Here is a 25,971-nt window from a genome sequence, read left to right on the forward strand (position 1 = left end):
AAAACGATCATGAAAAAAATAATAGTATCAATAATAGCTTTTTCTCTATTTTCGGCATCTTGCAGTGATTTTATTGAAAAAGAACAAAGAGGAACACAGACTTTAGAAAACTATTTTAAAACAGCGCAGGAATGTGAAAATTACACAAATGAATTAACGCAGCGTTTGTTATTGGCTAAAGACTGGTGGACTTTAACAGCGCCGAGAGTAACCAACGAAATGTCAACAGATGATGCTTGGATGGGTAACACAGGACAGGACAGCGGAGCACACAGGCCGTGTTCGCAATATATTATTACTCCGGATAATATGGGAGATATGAATAGTATTTATACGGCACATTATTATACCATTCAATCAGCTAATATTGGTTTAGAAAGAATGGCTTTGTCTCCAATTACAGAAGCTCAGAAAAACCAATATATGGGAGAATCTTTGTTCGTACGTGCTTACTGTTACTACGAATTAGTAAATCTTTTTGGAGGAGTTCCTTTGTACACAAAATCTTTAGGAACAGCAGATTTGACATTAGAAAGAAGTTCTGCTGCAGAAGTTTACGCACAAATTGAAACTGACCTTAAAGATGCTGCTGCAAAATTAGAAAGCGCTCCAGTAAATAAAGATGGTAGAATCAATAAATGGGCTGCTTATGCTTTATTGGCACGTGTATCCTTGTTTCAAGAAAAATGGGCTGAAGCCAAAACATATTCTAATAAAGTAATTACAGAAGGACCTTTCCAATTAGAGGCAGATTTCTTAAATATTTGGAATGTAAACAATCATAATGGAGTAGAATCTATATTAGAAGCACAATCTTCTTCAGTACAAAACAGAGATTTGGGAGCAGCTTTGCCAACTTTAGCAGGAGCAAGAGGAGAAGACAAAAAGAATTTTCCAAGTAATGATGCTGCAGACGTTCTAGACGGATGGGGATGGTGTATGCCAACTAGTGATTTAGAGAATGCTTATCTTTCTGAAAATGATGTGATTCGTCGTAGAAGTACTATTACTAAATGGGGAGAAGCTGCTTATGGAGATGAGGTTTTAAATCCAACACATAAATTCAGTTTAAACGATAACAAATCTGGGCGTATCTGCCGTAAATACTATATTCCAATTGCAACACGTCGTTCTTTAGATAAAAAAGATGGTCACTTACCATTAAATATTCCATTGATTCGTTTGGCAGAAATGTATTTAACAAGGGCAGAAGCAAATTATCATACAGGAGGAGATGCTTTAGCTGATATCAATATCATTAGAGCTCGTGTAAAATTAGATCCAAAAACGGGAATTTCTGGACCAACTTTATTGAAACAAATCTATAAAGAACGTCGTTTAGAATTGGCTTTTGAAGGATTACGTTTATATGATATTCGTCGTGAAAAAGATCCAACAACAGGAAGACCAGTTATCGAATCTTTAATGGGACCAAATGGAACTTTTGTACAATATAATTTGAATTCTACAGATCCGTACGAAACGACAAACTTGAGAGAACCTCAGGATAAGGGAATCAATTTTAACCCTGCAAAACACTTGTTGTGGCCAATTCCGCAATTAGAAATCGATTTGAGCGGTAATGTTATTAAACAAAATCCTGGATACTAATATGAAGTTCAATAATCCAAATAGAGTAAGTCTGCTATGCGCAGGCTTACTTTTCGCAAGTTCACTTTTTGTAAGCTGTGATTCTGAAAAGTCTGAAAATTCAGGTTCAGAAAATGCTGTTGCTGAATTGAAAATTAGCTTAGATATGAATCTTCAAACCATGGAAAGTTTTGGAGCTTCTGATGCTTGGCAGTGTAATTTCATCGGAAAAAACTGGCCAACTGAGAAAAGAAATAAAATAGCCGATTTATTATTCAGTCAAGGACTGGATGCTGACGGAAATCCAAAAGGAATCGGATTATCATTGTGGCGTTTCAACCTTGGAGCTGGTAGTGCAGAACAAGGAGAAGCAAGTGATATTACGGACGAATGGAGAAGATCTGAATGTTTTACAACAAACGGAGTTTCATACAATATGAATAAACAAGCCGGTCAGGTTTGGTTTATGAAAGCAGCAAGAGAACGTGGAGTAGATAAACTTTTAGCATTTGCTAATAGCGCTCCAGTTTATTTGACTCAAAACGGAAAAGCACATGCAACAATCAAAGAATTTTACAATCTAAAAGATGGTAAAATGCCTGATTTAGCTGATTTCTGGACTACTTCTTTAGATAAATTGAAAACAGAACACGGTTTAACAATCGATTATGTAAGTCCGTTTAATGAACCGCAATACGAGTGGGATGGTTCAGGACAGGAAGGTTCTCCAGCAACGAACGCCAATATTTATAGTTTTGTGAATATTCTTTCTCCAAAGTTACAGGCAAAAGGACTGGATGCCAAAATTGTAGTTGGAGAAGCGGGAGCTTACGAACCTTTGTACAAAACGGTTTCAGGTAAAGAAAGCAGATCAAACCAGATTGATTATTTCTTCGCTGCTAATTCTACTAAAAATATTGGTGGTTTAAGTAATGTGAAAAAGACAATTTCAGGACATAGTTACTGGCAGGCATGGCCGTTAAGCGAAATGATTTCATCAAGACAAGCGGCAGCAGCGAGAATTCAATCAGTTGGAGGTGTTAGTCTTTGGTCATCTGAATATTGTGTTTTAGAAAGTCCTGGAACTGCAGAACTTCCTGGAGGAGCTGGAGCTGGAAGAGACTTAGGAATGTCATTGGCACTTTGGACAGCGCGTATCATCAGTACCGATATTGCAGTTGGAGGTGTTACTTCATGGCAATGGTGGACAGCCATTAGCCGTGGTGATTATAAAGACGGACTAATTCATGTTGATGATGGTGCAAGCAATGGTGCTGGAAATGCAGATTATTGTAAAAACGACGGATACATCAGAGATTCAAAAACGCTTTGGGCTTTAGGAAACTTTTCTTTCTTCGTAAAACCAGGAATGGTGAGAGTGATGATTCCAAGTGTTGATAATACAGCTTCTTTAAATGATGTAATGGTAACAGCATACAAAGATGTAGCAAATAAAAAGCTAGTTGTGGTTGCAGTTAACATGAGCAAATCAGCGAAAGCGTATAAATTGAATCTAGCAGGTGGAACAATAACAGACAATAAATTAACTCCTTACACCACTTCTGAAACTTTAAGTTTGAAAAAAGGAACTGCTGTTGATGTTTCTGGTTTTGAAATTCCAGCAAAATCAATTGTAACGTACGTAGGAAATTACAAGTAAATAAAATTAACCGCAAAGACACAAAGAAAAAAGCAAAGGACGCTAAGTAAAATAAACTTAGCGAACCTTGCGGAACTTAGCGTCTTTGCGGTTAAAAATCAAAAAATATAAATGAGGAAAATATATCTCTCGCTTTTATTAGTAACAAGTTCGCTGACATTTGCACAGCGAACGGTTACTATTAGCACAGATAATGTAGTACAAACCATGGACGGTTTTGGAGGCTCAGATGCCTGGAGAGCGCAGTTTGTGGGTAAAAATTGGCCAGAACAGAAAAAAAATGCCATTGCAGATTTATTGTTTAGCAAAGAAATCGATGCACAAGGAAATCCAAAAGGAATCGGACTTTCGATCTGGAGATTTAACCTTGGTGCAGGAAGCACGGAACAAGGTGAAGACAGTAAAGTTTCGGACGAGTGGAGAAGAAGCGAATGTTTTCTAAATGCTGATGGAACTTATGATTTCTCAAAACAAGAAGGACAAAGATGGTTTTTACAGGCCGCTAAAAAACGTGGTGTCGAAAAATTTCTTATTTTCACCAACAGCCCTCCGGTTCATATGACAAATAACGGATTGTCTTTTGCCTCTCAAAAGAATAAACTGAATCTAAAAGATGGTGCAATTCCAAAATTTGCCGATTTTTTAGTTCAAAGTATTCAAGGATTAGAGAAAAAAGAAGGAATCAAATTCGATTATGTTAGTCCGTTAAATGAACCACAGTGGGAATGGATGCCAAAAAGCGGTGATACAAACAGTCAGGAAGGAACACCAGCAACCAATCAAGAAATCTATGATGTGACCAAAGCACTTTCGGAGAAACTGAAAGCGCAAAAAATGAGTACTGAAATCGTCATTGCAGAGGCAGCTCAAATCGATTATTTATACGAAAATGTAAATGCTGAAAACAGAGATAATCAGATTGATTATTTCTTCGGAAAGACAAAAACGAATGTCACTAAATTACCGAATGTTAAAAATGTAATTCTAGGGCACAGCTATTTTACAACTTGGCCAATCGAAAGACAGGTTTTAAGTAGAAAATTAATTGCAGCAGAAATTAAAAAAAATCCAGGATTAAAATATTGGCAGTCTGAATATTGTATCTTAGAGAATCCTGGAGAGAATGAAATTCCGGGAGGATCAGGTGGAGGAAGAGATTTAGGAATGCAGACAGCTTTGTTCGTAGCACGTTTGATTCATAATGATATTGCAGTTGCGAATGCAGCTTCATGGCAATGGTGGACATCCATTACAAGAGTAGATTACAAAGATGGTTTGATTTATTTGGATGACGGAAAAAGTAACGGTGGAACTGCTCCCGATTATGTGAAAAATGATGGAGAATTCCACGATTCAAAATTGCTTTGGGCTTTAGGAAATTATTCGCTTTTTGTACGTCCTGGAATGCAGAGAGTTGATGTTCCAAACCAAAATGAACTAGACAAAGCAAACGACGTCATGTTAACGGCTTACAAAGACACTCAAAGTAAAAAACTGATTGTAGTAGCTGTAAACTGTGGAAAATCGGCGCAACAATACCAATTTGATTTATCAAAAGGAACTTTAAAAAACAATGAGTTCACACCTTACGTAACTTCTGAGACATCAAATCTAAAAAGAGCAGAAGTTCAAAAAAATGGAAAACTAGAAATCCCTGCAAGATCTGTAGTGACGTTTGTGGGGGAATTGCAATAGTTTGCGGTTACAGTCGCATTCACAGTCACAGTTTTCAGTGGCAGTCTCAGTGTTGTCAGTTTAGTTAAGACTGAAAACTGTGACTGCGACTGAAAACTAATTAAAAACCTGAAACAAAAATAAACTTAAAAAATGCTAACTAAGAAAACATTACTACCCGTATTACTCTTTTCGTGTTTATCTGCAAGCAGTCAGATATCGTTTGGAGATTCTAAGAAAATTAACGACAACTGGAAATTCAATCTTCAGGAAACTCCCGAAGCTAAAAATACTGCTTTTGATGACAGTAAATGGCAACAGGTAAACGTACCTCACGATTGGAGCGTAAAAGGACAGTTGAGTCCAACATTGGCAAGTTGTACAGGTTACCTTCCGGGTGGAATTGCTTGGTATAGAAAATCAATCAATATCCCGCAGAGCAAATCAGGTGAAAAAGTGTATTTATACTTTGAAGGAGTTTACAATAGAAGTGAAGTTTTTATCAACGGACACTCTTTAGGTAAACGTCCAAACGGATATATTTCTTTCGCTTATGATGCAACTGATTTTGTGAAATTTGGTGGAGAAAATACAATTTCTGTTCGTGTAGACCACAGCCAAAGTGCCGATTCAAGATGGTATACAGGTTCTGGAATCTACAGAAATGTTTGGTTGGTTTATGCAAATCCGGTTCATATTGCGCAATGGGGAGTTTATGCTTATCCTGAAGTGAATAAAGGAAACGGAACTTTGAATGTTGAGGTTGAGGTTGAAAATAAATCTAAAGGCAAATCAAGTGTAACTATTGTAAATGAGCTTTTCTCAAAAGACGGAAAATCAGTAGGAAAATCTTCTTCTAAAGTTGATGTTGCTGCGAATCAGAATGGAAAAATTTCAACAAAAATAAACATTAAGAATCCAAAATTATGGGATTTAGAAAATCCGAATTTATACGAATTAAAAACGACTGTTTTACAAGATGGTAAAGAAATCGATAAAACGGTAACCCAAACAGGTTTCAGAAATTTCACTTTTGATCCGAACAATGGTTTTGCCCTTAACGGAAAATGGATGAAAATGAAAGGCGTTTGTCTGCACCATGACGCAGGAGTTTTAGGATCTGCTGTTCCAAAAGAAGTTTGGAGAACCAGATTAAAAACATTGAAAGAAATTGGAGTAAATGCTATTCGTACTAGTCATAATCCACAAGCACCTGAATTTTATGAGCTTTGCGATGAACTAGGATTATTGGTTTTAAACGAAGCATATGACGAGTGGGAATTCCCAAAACGTAAATGGTTAGAAGGCTGGAATTACGGAACACCTGGATTTGAAGGTTCATTTGATATTTTTGCTGATTGGGCAGAAAAAGACTTAGAAGATTTTGTACGTCGTGACAGAAACCATCTTTCTGTTTTTGGATGGAGTATTGGTAACGAAGTAGATTATCCAAACGATCCGTATTCTCATCCAGTTTTAGATCAAGGGAAAAACGGTTTCGGGCAAGCTGCTTATGGCGGTTACAAAAAAGATGCTCCAGATGCTATGCGTTTGGGAGCGATTGCAAAACGTTTGGTTGCAGCGGTTAAAAAGTACGACAAATCGCGTCCAACAACAGCTGGTTTAGCAGGAGTTGCCATGTCTAACGAAACAGAATATCCAGGAGCTTTAGATATTACAGGTTACAATTATACAGAAAGTAAATACAAATCGGATCACGAGAAATATCCAAAAAGAGTCATTTACGGAAGTGAAAATGTTCACGACATGGAACCTTGGTTAGCTGTAAAAAACAACAAATTTATTTTTGGTCAGTTTCTTTGGACAGGAATTGATTATTTAGGAGAATCTGGTAGATGGCCTTCAAGAGGATTCTATTCTGGTTTAGTTGATTTTGCAGGAGTTATTAAACCTCGTGGTTATTTCCGTCAGTCATTATGGTCAGATAAACCAATGGCTTATTTAGGAACCTATCCGTTAACAAACGAGAAAGATGTTTCTAAAGATGCTTGGGCAATTTGGAATTACGAAGCGGGACAAAAAATCCGTGTGGTTTGTTATACGAATGCTGCAAAAGCACGTTTAGAATTGAACGGAAAAACAGTTAGGGAAACTAAATTGTATGATGAAAAAACAGGAATTATCTATTGGGATATTCCATTTGCTTCAGGAAAATTAGAAGTGATTGGATTAGACAAAAATGATAAAGAGGTAAGTCGTTATGCTATTAATTCTACACAACAGCCAGTTGAGTTGACTATTGCAGATAAAGATATTACAATCAGCAAAGACAAAGGAGTTGCTAAAATCATGGTTCAGGTAAAAGACCAAAACGGACTTCCAGTAATGCTTTCAGATAATGAAGTAACTTGTACCATTACTGGCGCAGGAACTTTATTAGGATTAGAAGCTGGAAATAACAGCGACATGACAGACTATACAGATAATGTTCAGCGAGTTTTCCACGGACATATTGCAGCGTATATTCAGGCAAATGGAGATTCAACAGCACCAATAAAAGTGAAATTTACCAGTCAATGGTTAAAACCTGTGGAGGTTATGATCAATGTAAAATAGAAAACGCCCCGCAAGGGGCTTTTCTTTAGTATATTATTGAAAAAAAAATATATGTAAATGTCACATCGAGACATCTGATATACAACCATTTTTGTACGAATATTCATAAAATAAATCATATTTAATCCTTTGAGAGATAATAAAATCAATGAGATTAAATTTTTTCATTATATTTAAAGTGTAAAAAATACACATAACCACAAAACAATGAAAATTACAAACTTACTCACTATGGCGATAGGAGCCTTTTTCCTATCAGCCGCATCTAATGCACAAACCAAAACATTTCAAAAAGAAGAATTTAAACAATGGGCTCAAACTCCGCCAATGGGCTGGAATAGCTGGGATTGTTACGGACCAACAGTTGAAGAACACGAAGTTAAAGCCAATGCTGATTATATGGCAAAGGAGCTGAAGAAATTCGGTTGGGAATATGTCGTAGTTGATATTCGATGGTTTGTTGAAAATGACAAAGCAGGAGGATACAACCAAAAAGATCCTCGTTATGTAATCGATCAGTACGGAAGATATTTACCGGCTGTTAACAGATTCCCTTCCGCAAAAGATGGTCAAGGTTTTAAACCTTTAGCTGATTACATTCACAAAAAAGGATTAAAATTCGGAATTCACATTATGCGTGGAATTCCTAAAAAAGCGGTTGAAGATAAACTGCCAATTAAAGGAACCAACGGAATTACTGCAGATCAAATTTACTCTACAGCATTACAATGCGAATGGTTGAGAGACAATTATACTGTTGTAGCAGATAAACCTGGAGCACAGGAATATTACAATTCTATTTTCGAATTATATGCACAATGGGGCGTAGATTTCATTAAAATTGATGATTTATCAAGACCATATCACGAAGGTGAAATCAACTTAATCAGAAATGCGATTGATAAATGTGGACGTAAAATTGTTTTAAGTACTTCACCAGGAGAGACACCAATCACAGCAGCGCAGCATGTAAGCACACATGCCAATATGTGGCGTATGGTGGATGATGTTTGGGATACTTGGCCTCACATTACGCATTTAATGGATGTGGCTCAAAAATGGTATCCGCACATCGCACCAGGAACTTGGCCAGATTGCGATATGATTCCGTTAGGGCGTATCTCTATCAGAGGAGAAAGAGGTGAAGATCGTATGACACGTTTAACAAAAGACGAACAATATACTTTAATTACATTTTTCAATATTTTCAAATCACCACTATTCTTTGGTGGCGATTTACCAAGTAATGATGCTTTTACTTTGTCATTATTAACAAACAAAGACGTTGTAAAAATGCATAATGAAAGTACAGCCGTAAAACAACTTTTTCAGAAAGATGGGAAGATTGCTGTAACTTCAAAAAATGCTAAAGATGGCAGTGTTTATCTGGCTTTGTTTAATATTTCAGATAAAGATTCACAAAAGGTTTCAGTCAACCTTTCTGATCTTGGAATTTCAGGTTCTGTTGAAGTTTTAAATATGTGGACAGGCACTAAATCAAAATTATCTTCTAAAGAAATAGAGGCAGATTTAAAACCACATAGCTCAGTTTTATATCAGTTAAAAGGTAAAAAATAATGAAGAGGGTTTTAAAAAGTAAAATTTTGAATCTAATTTCAATTTTTACAGCTGTTTTTGTGTTTTCAGGATTTGCCCTGAAACCAAAAACAGAAAAGCCTGATAGCGTATATTTATTTGCTTATTCGACCTTAAAGAATAACGGAAAAAATGGACTTCATTTTGCCTGGAGTACCGATCAGAAAAACTGGTTTTCAATTGGCCCTGAATTTAGTTTTCTAAAATCAGATTTCGGAAGCTGGGGACCAACAGGAAAAAGCATGTCTGAACCTTTTTTGGTTCGTGACAATGCTGGAGTTTTTCACTGTTTTTGGAGTGTAAAAGATAATGTTTTTGCACATTCAGAAAGTAAAGATTTAGTCAATTGGGGAAGGCAAAATTACATTCAAGGAATGAAGAATTTTGTTGGAAAAAGCCAAGATAAATCAGTTATTGAGAATGTTCAGGTTAGCTTAAAAGAGGGGCAATATGTGGTTCACTTTAGCGAAAGCGGAAAAAATTATTACAGTACTACCAAAGATTTTAAAAACTACAGTCCGTCAGTGCTTGATGCAAATGGTTCTTCTTTAAAATTGAGAAACGAAATTATTTTACAAGGAGAAGTTTTGCAAGGAACTTTGTTCAAAGTAGACTGGAATCTGGTTGAAAATATGACCAGAAATATGGAGTCGGTAAAGTTTAGAGATAAAAGAGACAATACTTCTCCAAAAAGCGACAGTTTATTATTTGTTGGTTTAAAACCTGTGAAAGCAGCCATTAAAATTGACGGCAAACAGTCTAAAAAAATCAGTAATATGTTGACTGGAGTTTTCTTTGAAGACATCAATTATGCTGCAGATGGAGGTTTGTATGGTGAATTGATTCAGAATCGTGATTTCGAATATGCGCTTCACGACAAGAAAGAGAGAGACGAAAAATGGAATGCGACAATGGCATGGAGTGGTGATTTTAAAATCGCAAAAGAAAATCCAATTCACGTTAATAATCCTAATTATGCAGTTATTTCTAAGGGAAGTATCAGTAATTCCGGCTTTGATGGTATTGCTGTAAAAGCGAATGAAAAATACGATTTTACTGTTTTTGCGAAAGGAACAAAAGCTGTTGTTCGTCTGAAATCGGCAAGCGGAGAAACTTTAGCGGAAGCGAAATTTACGCCATCAGCTTCATGGAAGAAATATAGTGCCGTTTTGAAAGCTTCAAAAACGGTAAAAGACGCTCATTTAGAAATTAGTACAGACGGAGAAACGGCAGTTGATATGGTTTCGCTTTTTCCACAAAAAACATTTAAAGGACGCAAAAATGGATTACGTTTAGATCTTGCAGATGCGATAGCAGATATGCATCCTAAATTTGTTCGTTTTCCTGGAGGATGTGTAGCACATGGTGATGGATTACACAATATCTACAAATGGAAAAATACAATTGGACCACTTGAAAGCCGTATTCCGATGCGAAATATTTGGGGTTATCACCAGTCAATGGGATTGGGATATTTCGAATATTTTCAGTTTTGTGAAGATTTAGGCGCTGAGGCTGTTCCAGTTTTAGCGGCTGGAGTTCCGTGTCAGAATTCATCTGACGGTGGTTCTGGACAACAATTCGGAATTCCAATGGAAGAGATGGACGAATACGTTCAGGATGTTTTAGATCTGATTGAATATGCCAATGGAAGCGTAAATACCGTTTGGGGTAAAAAACGTGCAGAAGCGGGTCATCCAAAACCTTTCAATTTAAAATATGTCGGAATCGGAAATGAAGATTTAATCAGCGATGTTTTTGAAGAACGTTACCGAATGATTGTAAAAGCGGTACAGCAAAAATATCCTGAAATTATTGTTATTGGAACTGTAGGGCCATTTTTTGAAGGAACAGATTATAATGAAGGTTGGAGAATTGCAGATGATTTGAAACTGCCAATTGTAGACGAACATTATTATCAATCGCCAGGCTGGTTTATCAATAATCAGAATTTTTATGATAGTTATGATCGTTCAAAATCTAAAGTTTACTTAGGAGAATACGCTTCTCGCGGAAATAAATTTTATAATGCTTTAGCTGAAGCGCTATATCTTACGGGAGTTGAACGTAATGGAGATGTTGTAACTATGGCTTCTTATGCGCCATTATTGGCACGAGAAAAACATACACAATGGAATCCGGATTTGATTTATTTTAATGGAGATGAGATCAAACCAACAGTGAATTATTTTGTACAAAAACTGTATGGTCAAAATCCAGGAAATCATTATATAGAAAGTGTTGTAAAACTTTCAGATCCTAATGATGAAGTACAAAAACGTGTCGCAATTTCAGTTGTAAAAGATGAAGCTTCAGGAGATTTGATTCTTAAGTTGGTAAATGCTCTTCCTGTTTCAGTAGAACCTACAATAGACTTTGCTGATCTTTCTACAACAGCAAATGTCACTTACACTGTTTTATCAGGAAATCCCGAACTTACAACGGCAAGACCTGTAACTCAAAAGTTGTCGGTTGCAGAGGCATTTTCTAAAGAATTGCCACCTTATACTTTTGTTGTAATGCGTATTAAAACAAAATAAACTGCTAGGAATTGCAGTATAAAAAAATAAGAAAGAATGAAAAAATTACAATTAAGCATTGTTGCACTGTTATCCTTTTTGAATGTTGTGCAGGCTCAGAATACAGGCGGAGTTCCGCCAGTTATCGCAGAAAAAGATTTGACAGCTTATTTATTTGTTTATTTCATTGGAAATAAAGTAGAAGAAGAAGCGGTTAATTATGCAGTAAGTACTGATGGATATCATTATTATGCCCTTAATAACAATAAACCTATTTTAGACAGTAAAGCCATCAGTTCGACTGGAGGAGTTCGTGATCCACATATATTACGTGGTGAAGACGGCAAAACATTTTATATGGTTTTGACTGATATGACTTCTTCAAAAGGTTGGGACAGTAATCGTGCAATGGTTTTATTAAAAAGTACCGATTTAGTAAACTGGAAAAGCAGTATCGTAAATATTCAAACAACATTTCCAGGAAACGAAAATCTAAAACGTGTTTGGGCACCACAGACAATTTACGATGCCAAAGCAGGTAAATACATGATTTACTTTAGTATGCAGCACACTGGAGGTCCAGATAAAATTTACTACGCTTACGCGAATAAAGATTTCACAGCCTTAGAAGGTGAACCGAAATTATTGTTCGTTCCAAAGTCTGGTAACGCTTGTATTGATGGTGACATTATCGAAAAAAATGGAGAATACCACCTTTTTTACAAAACAGAAACCAATACGCCTGGAATCAAAGTGGCAGTTACAAAAGATTTGACTTCTGGAAATTGGGTTGAAAATGACCATTATCTGCAACAGACAAAAGATGGAGTAGAAGGTTCTAGTGTTTTTAAACTCAACAATTCAGATGAGTATATCCTTATGTACGATGTTTATACAAAAGGAAGATATCAGTTTACGAAAACAAAAGACTTAGAAAATTTCAAGGTTATTGACCAAGATATTTCAATGGATTTTAATCCGCGTCACGGAACTATTTTGCCGATAACTCGTTCAGAATTAACTAGAATTACAAACAAATGGGGAACGCCTGCAAAACTTTCAAAAATAAATCACAATCCGGTTTTAGAAGGATATTATGCAGATCCTGAAATTCTATATTCAAACAAAACTAAAAAATATTATATCTATCCAACAAGTGACGGATTTGATAGTTGGTCAGGTTATTATTTCAAAACGTTTTCTTCTGATAATTTAGTAGATTGGAAAGACGAAGGTATAATTCTAGATCTTAAAAAAGACGTTCCGTGGGGAAATAGAAATGCTTGGGCGCCTTGTATCGTGGAGAAAAAGATAAAAGGAAAGTATAAATATTTCTACTATTTTACTGCTGCTCAAAAAGTAGGAGTTGCCGTTTCAGATAATCCAACAGGACCTTTTAAAGACAGTGGAAAAGCAATTGTAGCTTCAAGACCAGAAGGAATAAAAGACGGACAAGAAATTGATCCAGATGTTTTTACAGATCCAAAAACAGGAAAAAGTTATTTGTATTGGGGAAATATGTATATGGGAGTTGCCGAGTTAAATCCAGATATGGTTTCTTTAAAACCTGGAACTCAAAAGGTAATTGCTGTAAATAATTCATTCCGCGAAGGAACTTATGTAATCTACAGAAACGGAAAATACTATTTCTTTTGGAGCGAAGACGATACTAGAAGTCCGAAATACAAAGTGAGATACGGAATATCAGATTCACCAACAGGACCACTTCAAATTCCAGAAAACAATATCATAATTCAAGGAAAACCAGAGGAAGGAATTTATGCAACAGGACATAACTCAGTTTTACAAATTCCAAATAAAGATGAATGGTACATCACATATCACAGATTCTCTTATCCAACCGGAATCAAAATGGGTCAAGCTGGAGGTTTTCACCGTGAAGTTTGCATGGATAAATTAGAATTTAATGCAGACGGAACGATCAAACAAGTTGTTCCAACTCATGCTGGAATTGAAGCTTTGAAAAAATAATTTTTAGATTTAATTTTCAATAAAAAAGCGGTTTCTATTAATTTAGAAACCGCTTTTTTTATAATTATAAAAGTTTTTTTAAGAAGTCTGATCGTCAATAGTAGCGTCAGGAGCATTTTTCTTTACAGATTCAATTCCGTTTTCTCTTGCTGCAACACTTTCGTACATTTCGCTTGAACCAATAATTTGACCATTTCCAGCTTTTAAATTGAAATAAGGTTTTCCATTTTTAGCTTCTTTTCTGTCGTAACGATTATCGTCAACTGCATTAGTTTTTACAGATTCAATACCATTATTACATGCCGCTTTTGTAGTGTAGCCTTCGCTTGTTAAAATGGTCTGACCATTACCAGCTTTTAAATTAAATTGAAACTCTCCGTTGGCTCTAGTAGTAATTACAAATTTTCCCATGTAGTTTATTTTTAAGATTAGGTAATAATAATTTTGCTATTGATAAAAATACAAAACTTGGTAATATAAATCATACATCAGTATGAAAAAATGATTATCTTAAGAATAAAAAATATACTATAATTCGTTGGATCAAATAGATTTAAGTAGTTTTTTAAATAAGATCTAATTTGATCTGCTGAAATCTTTTATAAATCTGCGTGAAACACTTTTTTACGTATCGATTTTTTCACGCAGATTAAAAAGGATAAAAGCAGATTTATACAGATTTTTAATCTACTTATTTTAAAATAGTAATTTCTCAAATCGTTTAGACATTAAAATCTAAAATCTGAAGTTATTTAGATTCCTAAACGAAAATCAGAAACACTTTTTTCTTCTAGATTAATTTCTTCAAAAATACTTTGTGTTCCTTTATCAACTGGACATTGAGTACTAATTCCCATCCAGATTTCTTTCGGATAATTGTTTTTATACAAACGAACCATTTGCCAGTTCTTTTTGTCTAAAGAATAATAACTTGCCACCGTTTTAGTGTCCGAAGAAATTTTCATGTAAACAGAAGGTTCTTTTACAACATCATGATTGTTGTCATCAGAAGTTCCCATCGTGCGAACCGTTACAATTCTGTGGTTTCCTCTTTCATCCTGTTCAAAGCAGAATTTTTGATAAAAACTATCATTCACATAAATGTATAAAACTCCTGCATTGTATAAACCTTTCTCTGTAAATTGAGGAGTGACTTTAGATACAAGCGTAAAAGGTTTTGTATTATCTACTTTAGACAAAAGCATTGGAGCAGTGGTGTTCGATAATTTTCCATCAGGATCAGAGAAATAATCTGATTTTTCGCCAGCCTTAAAGACAATCTTTTCGTTTGCTTCCGTTTTAATTAAAGTATCAGCACCATTAACCGCTTTTGTAAAATGGATGTTGGAAAGTTTGATGTCGCAAGGCGCACCGTTTACAATAGCCGAATCGGTTTTAGTTTCTTCTGTCATAGCTGTTTTTGCTGTTTCATTTTTGCCGTTACAGCTTGTTAGTAGAGAAATACTTAAAATTGTAAGAGCGCTGTAAAAAATTGTTTTCATAAATTATTTTTTTGGGATAGAAAGTGATATTTTTAATGTTCCAAAAATAAAATTGCTTTTAAACAAAGACAATACGTAAAATTAACCAATTACACATTTAATGCCTAAGAATCCTTCAATCGAAAACCAATTAATAACTACATTTTTAGAACAAAATTTTGAGATTGGAGAATCAAATGATATCGAAATGTACAATCAATTCGTCATCAATTATGTCAAAATAGAGCAGTGTGTAGCGGTTTTATCCGATTATCAATCGGACAAAAGTTATATTTACGCAGGAAGTTTTGGCTCTGTATTTGGACTTCCAGATGAAACTTCCGTGATTGATTCTGCTTTTGAAGAATGTATTTTTACTAAAATCAATTCAGAAGATTTGATAGAACGTCACGTTTTGGAACTTAATTTTTATCAGTTTTTAAAGGAAATTCCGAGAGAAGAATATAGTAATTACAGCACTTTGAGTCGTTTAAGAATGAAAGATTCTAGCGATAAAATTTCGTTTATCAATCATCGAACTATTTATTTGAATACGTTTAATAACGGAAGTATTTCACTTTCTCTGTGTTTGTATCTGCCATCAACAGATTTACAGCCTCGAACAGGAATTGATGGAAAGATTTTTAATATAAAAACAGGAGAAGTAATCGAATCTGAAAAGTATAAAAACAATACTGAAAATATACTTTCTAAAAGAGAAACGGAAGTTCTAACCAGCGTTGCAAAAGGAAACAAAAGCGAACAAATTGCAGCTGAAATGCACATTTCAGTTTACACCGTAAGACGCCACAGACAAAACATCATAGAAAAGTTAAAAGTGACGAATACGGCAGAAGCAGTTCAGACGGCTTTTGTCATGGGAATTATTTCTCTTTAAAAGATTTCCTTATTTTTGTTAGGAGGATAATGGATTATGAAAGAAATCAGCGATATATTAAAAGCCTATTCAGAAGCACAAAATGAAGATAAAAAGTGTGCTTTGGCAACCGTCGTAAAAGTAGAAGGTTCATCATACAGACAAGCAGGCGCCCGTATGCTAGTTACGGAAGATGGTTTTCTAACTGGTGCGATAAGCGGTGGTTGTCTAGAAGGCGATGCTTTACGAAAAGCACTTCTGTCCATTCATCAAAAGCAAAATAAATTAGTTACTTACAATACCAGCAATGAAGACGAAGCAGAAGTTGGTTTACAACTTGGTTGCAATGGAATCGTTCATATTTTGTTTGAATATATTGATGCTGAAACTGCCAATAATCCAATACAGCTTTTAAAGCAATTAGAATTAGAAAGAAAAGAAGCCGTTATTGTTACCGTTTTTTCACTCAAAAGAAATGCTTCTCAAATTGGAACGACTTTATTTTATAGAAAAGACAGTCCAGTTTTAAATCACAATAAAGATATTTTAAATCTAATTTCTGATGTAAAAGAAGTGTTGGAAACCAAAACTTCAATTGTAAAAAAACTACATTCTGAAAGCGATAATGAAGCGCTGATTGAATATATAAAACCTCCAATTTCTTTGATAATTGCAGGAGCAGGAAACGATGTGCAGCCTTTGGTAAAAATGGCCAATGTTTTAGGTTGGAAAATTACCATTCAGGAAGGTCGTGCCACACACGCAACCAAAAAGCGTTTTCCAAAAGCAGATCAAATATCTACCGTAAAAGCAGAAGATTTTTTAGAAAGTATTGTTGTTGATGACCAAACGTATTTTCTACTGATGACGCACAATTACAAATACGATTTAGGTATTTTAAAATTGCTGTTGGAAAGAGATTTTCACTACGTGGGAATTCTAGGCCCAAAGTCAAAATTCAACAGAATGTTAGATGATCTTTTGATAGAAGGAATCACCGTAAACGAAGAACAGTTGGAAAAAATTCACAGCCCTGTTGGTTTGGATATTGGTGCTGAAACTTCAGAAGAAATTGCCTTATCAATCATTTCAGAAATCAAAGCTTTTGCATCAGAAAGAACGGGAACTTCCTTAAAATTCAAAGCAGGAAAAATTCATAACGAAATTCACTATGAAGCCATTTCCAAATAAAACAGGCATTATTATTCTGGCAGCAGGAAATTCTTCCAGATTAGGCAGACCAAAACAATTATTAAAATACAAAGATTCAACCCTGCTGAAAAACACTATTTCTGAAGCTTTAAAGGTTGAAGATTCGTTTTTAATAGTAATAACGGGTTCCAATCATGATTTGATCGAAAAAGAGCTTAATTCGCCTGAAATACTATTTTCTTTCAATCCCGAATGGGAAAACGGAATGTCTTCTTCAATCGCAAAAGGGATTGACGAATTATTACTTCTAAATCCAGATTGCGAACAATGTATTTTAGCCGTTTGTGATCAACCATTTGTAACAAGTTCTATTTTTGAAAATCTGATTAATGAAGCGATTAAAACAGGAAAAGGAATCGTAGCATCAGCTTACTCAGAAACTTTAGGAACTCCAGTTTTATTTCAGAAAAAGTACTTCCAAGAATTGCTAGATTTAAATGGACAGGAAGGCGCCAAAAAACTCATTAAAAAATATACAGAAGATGTAGTTTCAGTTTCTTTCGAAAAAGGAAATATTGATATTGATACAGAAGAAGATTACAAGACATTGCTTTCTGAATAATTTATTTAACCGCAAAGGCGCAAGGTTCGCAAAGACTTTTTATCAGTTGCCTCCAGTTTTAACTGGAGGTTTAATTGTAACAAAATAAAAGGCTTTAGCCAAACTACGGCAAGTTTGGCTAAAGCCTTTTTGTATGAATTATTTTTTTTCATCCAGCTAAAGCTGGACGCAATTCAATTAGTACAAAAACTTTGCGTCTGTGCTCCCGATAACTATCCGGATCGCGAGATTAAAAATAAAAAAACTTAGTGCCTTAGCGCCTTCGTGGCAAAAAAAAACTCACAATCGTCCTGCCACTTCCAAAATCCGCTCAACAGCAATATCAATTTCCTCAGAAGTGGTAAATCTGCCCAAACTAAAACGAATTGAACTTAAAGCTTCTTCATCAGACAATCCCATTGCTTTTAAAATATACGAAGGCTCAGAAGTCACAGCCGAACATGAAGCACCATTCGAAACCGAAATATTTCCCAAAGCTAAAATCAGCTGTTCAGAATTTACGCCGGGAAAACAAATGTTTGAAGTATTATAAATTCGGTTTTCAGTATTTCCGTTAACGAAAGAACCTTCAAATTGTAATAAACCTTTTTCCAATTGATCTCTTAATAGAGAAATTCTATTTTGATCTTTTTCTAATTCATTTACAGCAATTTCCGATGCTTTTCCTAAACCGATAATTCCGGGAACATTTAGCGTTCCGCTTCTTAATTTTCGTTGTTGACCGCCTCCAAGAATTTGAGGAGATAATTTGATTTTGGCTTTCGCCGAAACATACAAAGCACCAACTCCCTTAGGACCGTAAAATTTATGTGCCGACAAAGTCAAAAGATCAATTCCTAGTTCTTTTACATCAACAGAAACTTTTCCAACAGCTTGTGTTGCATCACACATAAAAAGTACATTTTTGGTTTTTAGAATTTTCGAAATTGCAGTTAAATTTTGTATGACGCCTGTTTCGTTATTAGAAAACATTCCAATGAAAACCAGTGTTTTATCTGTAATTGTTTCTTCTAAAAGTTGAAGATCTAAAAGTCCGTCAGAATCAGTTGGAAGATAAGTCACTTCAAAACCAATACTTTCCATAAAATGGCAGGTTTCAAGAACTGCTTTATGTTCCGTTTGAATGGTAACAATATGTTTTCGATCTTGATCAGCCAAACCTTTTATCGCCAGATTGATCGCTTCAGTAGCACCCGAAGTAAAGATGATTTCATCAGCATCAGCATTTATCAAATCAGCCGTTTGCCAAGCCGCATTTTCAACAGCTTCTTTTACCGTTAATCCGGCCAAATGTGTTCCTGTTGAATTGGCGTACAAATCAGTAAAATACAGAAGCATGGCGTTCAAAACGCGTTCGTCAACACGAGTTGTGGCATTATTATCAAGATAAATGGTTTCTTGCTGTGGCATAATCTGGGCTTAATATGGTAAAAATACAATTTTATAATCTCGCAAAGTCGCAGAGACGCAAAGTTTAATGCAAATAAATAACCATATAAGTTATATAAGAAATTTTAAGTTTTTTCTCTTAATTGAACTTATATAACTTATATGGTTTAAAAAATTTTGCGTCTCTGCGACTTTGCAAGATTTTTTTTTATTTAAGTGTGCTTTGCGGTTGAAAAAAACGAAATTGTAATTATTCTAAATAAGAGTACTGTTTGAATTTCATAACTTTTTGTGATAGAAGATGATTAAATTTGTTAGAATACAAAAGTGAATTTGCTAATTTAACAAATAGACTGAATGGCTTCTAAAAAAACAAATCAGAATAAAGTTACGCCCGAAGATGCTAGCTCGCGTCGTGACTTTATCAAGAAATCAGGACTTTTTACCGCTCTTGCTCTGACGCCACCTTCATTGGTTATGGCTTCGGATAAGAAATGGGACGAAAAAATTGCGGAGTATTTAGAAACCGTACCGCTTTCTATTGAAGTAAATGGCACAAAACACAATTTAAACATCGAGCCAAGAACCACTTTGCTTGATTTACTTCGTGAACAATTACAGCTTACAGGAACCAAAAAAGGTTGCGACCACGGACAATGTGGTGCCTGTACAGTTCACGTAAACGGAACAAGAATTTTATCTTGTCTTTCTCTGGCAACGATGCAGCAAAATGCACAGGTTACCACAATCGAAGGACTTTCAAAAGGTAAAAAACTGCATCCAATGCAGGAAGCTTTTATCAAACACGATGGTTTTCAATGTGGCTACTGTACTCCGGGACAAATTATGTCGGGAATTGCCTGTATCAAAGAAGGTCATGCCAACAGTAGAGAAGAAATTAGCGAATATATGAGTGGTAACATCTGTAGATGTGGCGCTTATCACAATATTGTTGACGCTATAACTGAAGTTAAGGAAGGAGGGAAGGAAATATGAAAAACTTTCAGATAATTAAAGCCTTGTCGTCTTCATCAGCAGTTACAGGAAAAGCCAAAGATAATTCTTCGATGTTTATCGCTGGAGGAACGAATCTAGTTGATTTAATGAAGAAGAACATTGTAGCGCCAGACAAACTGGTTGACATCAATGGATTGGATTTAAAGAAAATCGAGTTCTTAAAAGGAAAGGTTTCAATTGGCGCATTGGCTAAAAACAGTCAGGTTGCCGAAGATGCTTCCATAAAAGAAAAATATCCTTTGCTGGCATTGGCTTTAGCGGCAGGAGCTTCTCAACAGATTCGCCACATGGCAACTGTAGGAGGAAATATGTTGCAGCGTACCAGATGTTCTTATTTTTATAATACCGATATGCCTTGCAACAAACGTACTCCAAAAAGTGGATGCGGGGCAATTGGCGGTTCAAACAGAATGCACGCTATTTTTGGCGCTTCAGATAGTTGTATTGCCGTTCACCCAAGTGATATGTGTGTTGCTTTGGCTGCACTTGATGCGAAAGTTTTGGTCGAAGGTCCAAAAGGAAAACGAGAAATCGATTTTACGGATTTCCATCGTCTTCCAGGAAATACGCCTGAAAAAGACAATAAATTGGATGAAAGAGAATTAATTACTTCTGTTGAAATTCCCGATAATATTTTCACTAAAAATGTTCATTATCTAAAAGTTCGTGACAGAACAAGTTATGCTTTTGCATTGGTATCTGTTGCGGTGGCTTTGGATATTAAAAATAATAAAATAAATGATGTCAGACTGGCAATGGGTGGTGTGGCACATAAACCTTGGAGATTGACGGAAACAGAAAAATTCCTGAAAGGAAAAAGCATTTCAGAAGATGTATTTAAACAAGCAGGCGATTTGTCTATGAAAGGAGCCAGAGGATATGGCGACAATGATTTTAAACTAACGCTTGGAGGAAACGCAGTAACAGAAGCACTTACAATAGCAGCATCAAAATAATTAAATTATGAGCAAGACAAGTAATATTAATAGAGTTGACGGATTTGCTAAAGTAACAGGTTCTGCAACTTATTCAGCCGAATATAAAACAACAGGTGTGGTCTATGCCTGCCTTGTGGGAAGTACTATTGCCAAAGGAAGAATCAAAACCATTGACACTAAAAAGGCAGAATGGGCACCAGGAGTTTTGGCGGTAATTACGCATTTGAATGTAGATAAACCTTCTGGTTATCAAAAAGCAAAAGACAAACGAAATTTTGGTCAGCCGCTTCAGATTTTTAAAGATGATTCGGTTTTGTATTACGATCAGCCAATTGCTTTGGTAATTGCGGATAGTTTTGAGCGTATGCGTTATGCGGCAAGTTTGGTCAAAGCAGATTATTTTAAAGAAGAACATTCAACAGAATTGCATAAAGCAGCTGATAAGGAAAGAAAAATAGATACCGATAAAGGAAATGATTACCATCGCGGTGAACATGACGGTTATAAAAATGCTGAGGTTGTTTTAGAAACCGAATACACGATTCCAACTGAAGTTCATAATCCAATGGAATTAGCCAATATCATTGCGAAATGGGACGGAAACAAACCGATTTTATACACGAAAAGTCAAGGTGTTGAAGGAACTCGCAGAAGTGTAGCAGGAGTTTTTGATGTTCCTGTGGAAGATGTTGAGGTACATGCAGAATACATTGGAGGCGCTTTCGGAATGGGATTGCACACTTGGCCATATGAAATTGCCGCTTTGATTGGTGCAAAAAAATTAAATCGTCCCGTAAAATTGGTTTTGCATCGAGAGCAAATGTTTACCAATGTAGGTTTTAGACCTTACACCATCCAAAAAATGGGATTAGGCGCTACAAAAGATGGAAAACTAACTGGATTAACGCATGAAGCGGTTGCCATGACTTCGAGCTACGAAGATTTCATGGAAGGAACTGTAAACATGTCTCGATTTATTTACGATTGTCCAAACGTTTCTACGCGTTACAGAATTGTGCCTTTGGATACTTGCACACCAATTTGGATGCGTGGTCCAGGAGAAGCAACAGGTTCTTTCGCTTTAGAATCTGCAATGGACGAATTAGCGTATAAATTAAACTTAGATCCGATTGAATTCAGAAAACGCAATTACGCTGAAAAAGATCAGGAACAAAATAAACCGTGGAGCAGTAAATTTCTTTTAGAATGTTACGAAGCGGGAATGGAACGCATTGGCTGGAACAATCGTAAAAACGAACCAGGTTCTGTAAAAGAAGGAAACTGGCTAGTAGGTTACGGAATGGGAACAGGAACTTTTGGCTGTTATAGAAGTCCAACTTCAGTAAAAGCGAAATTCTTAGCCAATGGAGATTTAGTTCTGCAATGCAGTGTAAATGACATGGGACCTGGAACAGCAACCATGATGACGGCAATTGGCGCTGAAGTAATTGGGCTACCATCAGAAAATGTCATTATCGAAATGGGAAAAAGCGGATTGCCAAAAGGGCCTACGCAAGGAGGTTCTGCAACGACTTCTTCTGTAGGTTCTGCGGTGCATGATGCCTGTAATTTATTAGTAAATAAAATAATTGAATTAGGAAGTAAAAATTCTGCTTTAAAAGGAATCGCAATTACAGATTTGACTTTTGAAAATGGTGCTGTTTCTTCTAAAAAAGACAAATCAAAATCGGTTACATTAGCTACGCTTTTGAGTAGTAATAAATTAGAAGATTTCGAAGTAGAAAATCTTTCTAAAGCTGCTGAAGAAGCAAAGAAATATTCGATTTATTCGTTTTCAGTTCATTTTGTAAAAGTTTTAGTGAATCCAAATCTAGGTAAAATTAGATTGGCGCATGTGGTTTCTTGTGCTGATATTGGAACCGTTATCAGTCAGAAAACTTCTGCAGGGCAAATGTTTGGCGGTGCTGTTGGTGGAATCGGAATGGGATTAATGGAAGCGTTGGAAATTGATCATCGTTTTGGTCGTCCGATTAATAATAATTTCGCTGATTATCATGTTCCTGTAAATGCAGATATTGAAAAGCAGGAAGTGTTTTTCGTAAACAAAAAAGACCCAATCAGCAATCCGATGGGAACAAAAGGTTTGGGAGAAACGGCTTTAGTGGGAATGGCGCCTGCAATTGCAAATGCCGTTTTTAATGCCACAGGAAAACGTGTTCGAGATTTACCAATTACATTGGATAAGATTATAGAAACTGTTGCTTAAATTTTTAGCCACAGATTAAAAGATTTAAAATGATTTTTTTATAGCCACGAATTACACGAATTTGCACTAATTTTTTCTTCCAATTGATAATTTTAAATTTGTGGAAATTCGTGTAATTCGTGGCAAAAAAAATCGCAAAGCTTAAAAAAAAACTTTGCGACTTTGTGCCTTTGTGGCATATAGCATTAAAACTTATTTAATCGTAATAGGCAACTCAACAGTTGTTTTGTCCCATCCAATAACTAAATTAGCTATATTACCTTGAGTTGTAAAAGCAATAGATAAAGCTTCAACTGGCGTAGATACTGGTTTAACTGGAACAGAAACTCTAACTACATCTTTGCTTTCATCATACGCATAACCACCCCATAAATCCAATTCTTTATTGATGATAATTGTCCATTTGTCTTTTTCTGGAATAGCAAAAAAACTGTAGTATCCAGCAGGAACTTTTTTGCCTCCAATTGTTACGTCTTTGTAGAATTTGATTTCTGTATTTTCGTTAGCACCAACTCTCCAGATTTCTCCAAATTTTACAACATCACCAAAAATAGTTCTTCCTTTTGCAGAAGGTCTAGCATAAGTAACTTTGATAACCGGATTTGGATTATCTGTTTTTTTGAATTTAACTGCTTTGTTTGGGAAATAAGAAATATCAACAGGACTATTGTCTAATGGAGCAAATTTCACTACATCTTGTGCCTGAACTGTAAAGGCAGCAAACAAGGTAACTGCCAGTAAATAAATTTTTTTCATAGGATTACAATTTTTAGAATAACTACAAAGTAAGTTAATAATGAAGGAAAATCATATAATTTACAATTTGTTTTTTGTTAATGAATTGGTAATAGTTTTATTCATTTTTCTTTTTAGCATACCAATTCTGCATAATGTAAAATGCTTTTTTCTTTTCACCGTCATTCGAAATTAAACCTTTTCGATTGTATCCGTCCTGAATTCCTGGAAGCAATCTTTTCGGTGATCTAAAATCAACCAAAATCCACGGACTTGTGCCACTTAAGTGAGGAATCTTTTCAATCATTTTTAAATTCTGAATATATAAGTATTCCTGATATTCTTCTGTCCAGCGTTCGTTTTTCTCTCCATGAAAACCCGCTTTAGCATCACCTCCAAATTCAGAAACAATAATGGGTTTGTTGTATTTAGATTTCCAAGTTATCTTCTCAGCATCTTCCAGATTGCCACCGTACCAGCCCAAATATTGATTGAAAGCCACAACATCTAAAACTTCACCAATTGGATCATCAATGGTTTCTTTTTTAGTCAACAAAGCAGCGCTGATTAATCTTGTGTTATCTAATGATCTAGTGTGTGAAGCTAAATTTTTGATGAACGTATTTCTAGCATCAGAAATCGGAGTCTCATTTGCCATTGACCAAATAATAATGCTCGCTCTGTTTTTATCTCTAATAATTGAAGCAGTTAATTGATCTTCGGCATTTTGATACGTGTTTTTATTCGTAAATTCTACTGTCCAATACACTGGAATTTCTTCCCAAACCATGATTCCCATTTTATCAGCTTCGCGAATGATATTTTCATTGTGCGGATAATGTGCCAAACGAACATAATTACAACCTAATTCTTTTGCCCAGTTTAGTAAACGTAAAGCATCTTCTTGCGAATTTGCACGTCCACCTTTAGCATTTTCTTCATGAATTGAAATACCACGTAAAAAGATTGGTTTTCCGTTCAGCAGAATTTTATCTTCTTTGGTTTCGATGGTTCTAAAACCAATTTGATCTTTTAATTTTTTTCCGTTAAAGTCAATCGTTACCTCGTATAATTTCGGATTTTCAGGTGACCAATACGAGATTTTTTTAGCTGTAACTTCGAAGTTTAAAATTCCCTGAGCATCTGCTTTTCCTTTAAAATTGATTTTTAATTCTGGAATCGAAATCGAAACATTATTTTGAGAAGCTTCTAAATTATTGATTTTGATAAAACCAGAAATAACATTCGCGTTGCCTTTTTTCAGCTGAATAGTATTATCTTCTACAAATGAAGCTTCTTCTTCAATCAACGTTACATCGCGAGTTATACCACCATAATTCCACCAATCGGTATTTACAGTTGGAACATCTTCTTTATGTCGAGTGTTGTCCACTTTTATAACCAAATAATTATCTTTTGGCTGTACAATCGAAGTCACTTCGTAATTAAATGGCGTAAAACCACCTTCATGCGTTCCAAGTTTTTTTCCGTTTAAATAAACATCGGCTTTGTAATTGATTGCGCCCAAATATAAAAAAAGACGTTTTTTGGCAGCCAAATTATAATCGAAAGACTTTTTGAACCATACGTTTCCTTCATAATATTTGAGTTCTGGAACCTGAGAGTTCCAATCGCTTGGAATCGTGATTGTTGGTGATTTGTCAAAATCATATTCTACCAATTCCTGTTTGTTTTGAGCATGATAATTACTGAAGAAAGCTCCTTTTGCTGGTTTTTCCTGTTTATCGTATTGATCTAAATGAAAGCTGTAAAATCCAGTTTGATACGGATCGATAATGTAATTCCAAACTCCGTTTAGTGAAGTGGTATTTCGATTCGGAACATTGGAGATTAGGTTTTGTGCAAATCCGAGAAAGGTAGAGGTAAGGAGTAATGCGGTTAATAGTTTTTTCATTTTTATATTA

18 protein-coding genes are annotated in these 25,971 nt (G+C 35.4%); 13 read left to right on the forward strand and 5 right to left on the reverse strand.

Features of this window, described 5'->3' with window-relative positions; genetic code table 11:
• Positions 1-9 precede the first annotated feature (9 nt).
• The 7 genes from NQQ59_RS13745 to NQQ59_RS13775 all read left to right on the forward strand — a co-directional run bounded on the left by NQQ59_RS13745 (position 10) and on the right by NQQ59_RS13775 (position 13,608).
• A complete protein-coding gene (locus NQQ59_RS13745) occupies positions 10-1,611 on the forward strand; it encodes a RagB/SusD family nutrient uptake outer membrane protein (RefSeq protein WP_144219467.1) in 1,602 nt (533 codons plus the stop codon).
• A gap of 1 nt (position 1,612) precedes the next feature.
• Complete coding sequence (locus tag NQQ59_RS13750; protein WP_257698312.1) at positions 1,613-3,250, forward strand: glycoside hydrolase; 1,638 nt, start codon at positions 1,613-1,615, stop codon at positions 3,248-3,250.
• Between the two features lie 111 nt (positions 3,251-3,361).
• Positions 3,362-4,945, forward strand: coding sequence for a glycoside hydrolase (locus NQQ59_RS13755; protein WP_144219469.1), 1,584 nt, complete (start codon positions 3,362-3,364; stop codon positions 4,943-4,945).
• Between the two features lie 132 nt (positions 4,946-5,077).
• The gene (locus NQQ59_RS13760) at positions 5,078-7,501 is read left to right on the forward strand and encodes a sugar-binding domain-containing protein (protein WP_144219470.1); all 2,424 of its coding nucleotides are present in this window, start codon (positions 5,078-5,080) and stop codon (positions 7,499-7,501) included.
• Between the two features lie 207 nt (positions 7,502-7,708).
• Positions 7,709-9,079: a glycoside hydrolase family 27 protein gene (locus NQQ59_RS13765; protein WP_144219471.1), complete on the forward strand. Its 1,371-nt coding sequence runs from the start codon at positions 7,709-7,711 to the stop codon at positions 9,077-9,079.
• Between the two features lie 26 nt (positions 9,080-9,105).
• Positions 9,106-11,637, forward strand: a complete 2,532-nt coding sequence (locus NQQ59_RS13770) for an alpha-L-arabinofuranosidase C-terminal domain-containing protein (protein WP_257698314.1) — start codon at positions 9,106-9,108, stop codon at positions 11,635-11,637.
• 36 nt (positions 11,638-11,673) lie between these two features.
• On the forward strand, positions 11,674-13,608 hold the full coding sequence (locus tag NQQ59_RS13775; RefSeq protein WP_144219473.1) for a family 43 glycosylhydrolase: 1,935 nt from the start codon (positions 11,674-11,676) through the stop codon (positions 13,606-13,608).
• 78 nt (positions 13,609-13,686) lie between these two features.
• On the opposite strand, the gene NQQ59_RS13780 is transcribed toward NQQ59_RS13775, so the two are convergent.
• Positions 13,687-14,019, reverse strand: a complete 333-nt coding sequence (locus tag NQQ59_RS13780) for a YegP family protein (RefSeq protein ID WP_144219474.1) — start codon at positions 14,017-14,019, stop codon at positions 13,687-13,689.
• Positions 14,020-14,360: 341 nt separating this feature from the next.
• Positions 14,361-15,110 carry a DUF1349 domain-containing protein gene (locus tag NQQ59_RS13785; RefSeq protein WP_257698315.1) on the reverse strand — a complete coding sequence of 250 codons (750 nt, stop codon included), beginning with the start codon at positions 15,108-15,110 and terminating at the stop codon, positions 14,361-14,363.
• A gap of 100 nt (positions 15,111-15,210) precedes the next feature.
• Between NQQ59_RS13785 and NQQ59_RS13790 the strand changes: the two genes are divergently transcribed.
• From NQQ59_RS13790 to NQQ59_RS13800, 3 genes are read left to right on the forward strand one after another with little or no spacing between them, the layout of a single operon-like run.
• Positions 15,211-15,987, forward strand: a complete 777-nt coding sequence (locus tag NQQ59_RS13790; RefSeq protein ID WP_144219476.1) for a response regulator transcription factor — start codon at positions 15,211-15,213, stop codon at positions 15,985-15,987.
• A gap of 36 nt (positions 15,988-16,023) precedes the next feature.
• Entirely contained in the window at positions 16,024-17,157 is a 1,134-nt protein-coding gene (locus NQQ59_RS13795) for an XdhC family protein (protein WP_144219477.1), read from the forward strand.
• Positions 17,138-17,740: a nucleotidyltransferase family protein gene (locus NQQ59_RS13800; RefSeq protein ID WP_144219478.1), complete on the forward strand. Its 603-nt coding sequence runs from the start codon at positions 17,138-17,140 to the stop codon at positions 17,738-17,740. Before NQQ59_RS13795 ends, NQQ59_RS13800 begins: the two co-directional genes overlap by 20 nt.
• 279 nt (positions 17,741-18,019) lie before the next feature.
• On the opposite strand, the gene NQQ59_RS13805 is transcribed toward NQQ59_RS13800, so the two are convergent.
• A complete protein-coding gene (locus tag NQQ59_RS13805; RefSeq protein ID WP_144219479.1) occupies positions 18,020-19,150 on the reverse strand; it encodes a cysteine desulfurase family protein in 1,131 nt (376 codons plus the stop codon).
• A gap of 336 nt (positions 19,151-19,486) precedes the next feature.
• On the opposite strand from NQQ59_RS13805, the gene NQQ59_RS13810 reads away from it, so the two are divergent.
• The 3 genes from NQQ59_RS13810 to NQQ59_RS13820 are packed head-to-tail and all read left to right on the forward strand — an operon-like array spanning position 19,487 to position 23,311.
• Positions 19,487-20,125 carry a 2Fe-2S iron-sulfur cluster-binding protein gene (locus NQQ59_RS13810; RefSeq protein WP_144219480.1) on the forward strand — a complete coding sequence of 213 codons (639 nt, stop codon included), beginning with the start codon at positions 19,487-19,489 and terminating at the stop codon, positions 20,123-20,125.
• Positions 20,122-21,102, forward strand: a complete 981-nt coding sequence (locus NQQ59_RS13815; RefSeq protein WP_144219481.1) for an FAD binding domain-containing protein — start codon at positions 20,122-20,124, stop codon at positions 21,100-21,102. The genes NQQ59_RS13810 and NQQ59_RS13815 overlap by 4 nt, the downstream gene beginning before the upstream one ends.
• Positions 21,103-21,109: 7 nt before the next feature.
• Positions 21,110-23,311, forward strand: a complete 2,202-nt coding sequence (locus tag NQQ59_RS13820; protein ID WP_144219482.1) for a xanthine dehydrogenase family protein molybdopterin-binding subunit — start codon at positions 21,110-21,112, stop codon at positions 23,309-23,311.
• Between the two features lie 192 nt (positions 23,312-23,503).
• Here the strand turns inward: NQQ59_RS13820 and NQQ59_RS13825 are convergent, their stop codons facing one another.
• Together NQQ59_RS13825 and NQQ59_RS13830 are read right to left on the reverse strand one after the other, a co-directional pair.
• Entirely contained in the window at positions 23,504-24,067 is a 564-nt protein-coding gene (locus NQQ59_RS13825; protein ID WP_144219483.1) for a DUF2911 domain-containing protein, read from the reverse strand.
• Positions 24,068-24,164: 97 nt separating this feature from the next.
• Positions 24,165-25,961: a glycoside hydrolase family 2 protein gene (locus tag NQQ59_RS13830; RefSeq protein WP_144219484.1), complete on the reverse strand. Its 1,797-nt coding sequence runs from the start codon at positions 25,959-25,961 to the stop codon at positions 24,165-24,167.
• Positions 25,962-25,971: the final 10 nt, after the last annotated feature.

The sequence above is a fragment of the Flavobacterium panacis genome (assembly GCF_024649945.1).
GTDB lineage: Bacteria > Bacteroidota > Bacteroidia > Flavobacteriales > Flavobacteriaceae > Flavobacterium > Flavobacterium panacis.

Coding starts and splice junctions, on each gene's coding strand:
- NQQ59_RS13745 (WP_144219467.1), top strand. CDS start 10: ATGAAAAAAATAATAGTATCAATAATAGCTTTTTCTCTATTTTCGGCA.
- NQQ59_RS13750 (WP_257698312.1), top strand. CDS start 1,613: ATGAAGTTCAATAATCCAAATAGAGTAAGTCTGCTATGCGCAGGCTTA.
- NQQ59_RS13755 (WP_144219469.1), top strand. CDS start 3,362: ATGAGGAAAATATATCTCTCGCTTTTATTAGTAACAAGTTCGCTGACA.
- NQQ59_RS13760 (WP_144219470.1), top strand. CDS start 5,078: ATGCTAACTAAGAAAACATTACTACCCGTATTACTCTTTTCGTGTTTA.
- NQQ59_RS13765 (WP_144219471.1), top strand. CDS start 7,709: ATGAAAATTACAAACTTACTCACTATGGCGATAGGAGCCTTTTTCCTA.
- NQQ59_RS13775 (WP_144219473.1), top strand. CDS start 11,674: ATGAAAAAATTACAATTAAGCATTGTTGCACTGTTATCCTTTTTGAAT.
- NQQ59_RS13780 (WP_144219474.1), bottom strand. CDS start 14,019: ATGGGAAAATTTGTAATTACTACTAGAGCCAACGGAGAGTTTCAATTT.
- NQQ59_RS13785 (WP_257698315.1), bottom strand. CDS start 15,110: ATGAAAACAATTTTTTACAGCGCTCTTACAATTTTAAGTATTTCTCTA.
- NQQ59_RS13790 (WP_144219476.1), top strand. CDS start 15,211: ATGCCTAAGAATCCTTCAATCGAAAACCAATTAATAACTACATTTTTA.
- NQQ59_RS13795 (WP_144219477.1), top strand. CDS start 16,024: ATGAAAGAAATCAGCGATATATTAAAAGCCTATTCAGAAGCACAAAAT.
- NQQ59_RS13800 (WP_144219478.1), top strand. CDS start 17,138: ATGAAGCCATTTCCAAATAAAACAGGCATTATTATTCTGGCAGCAGGA.
- NQQ59_RS13805 (WP_144219479.1), bottom strand. CDS start 19,150: ATGCCACAGCAAGAAACCATTTATCTTGATAATAATGCCACAACTCGT.
- NQQ59_RS13810 (WP_144219480.1), top strand. CDS start 19,487: ATGGCTTCTAAAAAAACAAATCAGAATAAAGTTACGCCCGAAGATGCT.
- NQQ59_RS13815 (WP_144219481.1), top strand. CDS start 20,122: ATGAAAAACTTTCAGATAATTAAAGCCTTGTCGTCTTCATCAGCAGTT.
- NQQ59_RS13820 (WP_144219482.1), top strand. CDS start 21,110: ATGAGCAAGACAAGTAATATTAATAGAGTTGACGGATTTGCTAAAGTA.
- NQQ59_RS13825 (WP_144219483.1), bottom strand. CDS start 24,067: ATGAAAAAAATTTATTTACTGGCAGTTACCTTGTTTGCTGCCTTTACA.
- NQQ59_RS13830 (WP_144219484.1), bottom strand. CDS start 25,961: ATGAAAAAACTATTAACCGCATTACTCCTTACCTCTACCTTTCTCGGA.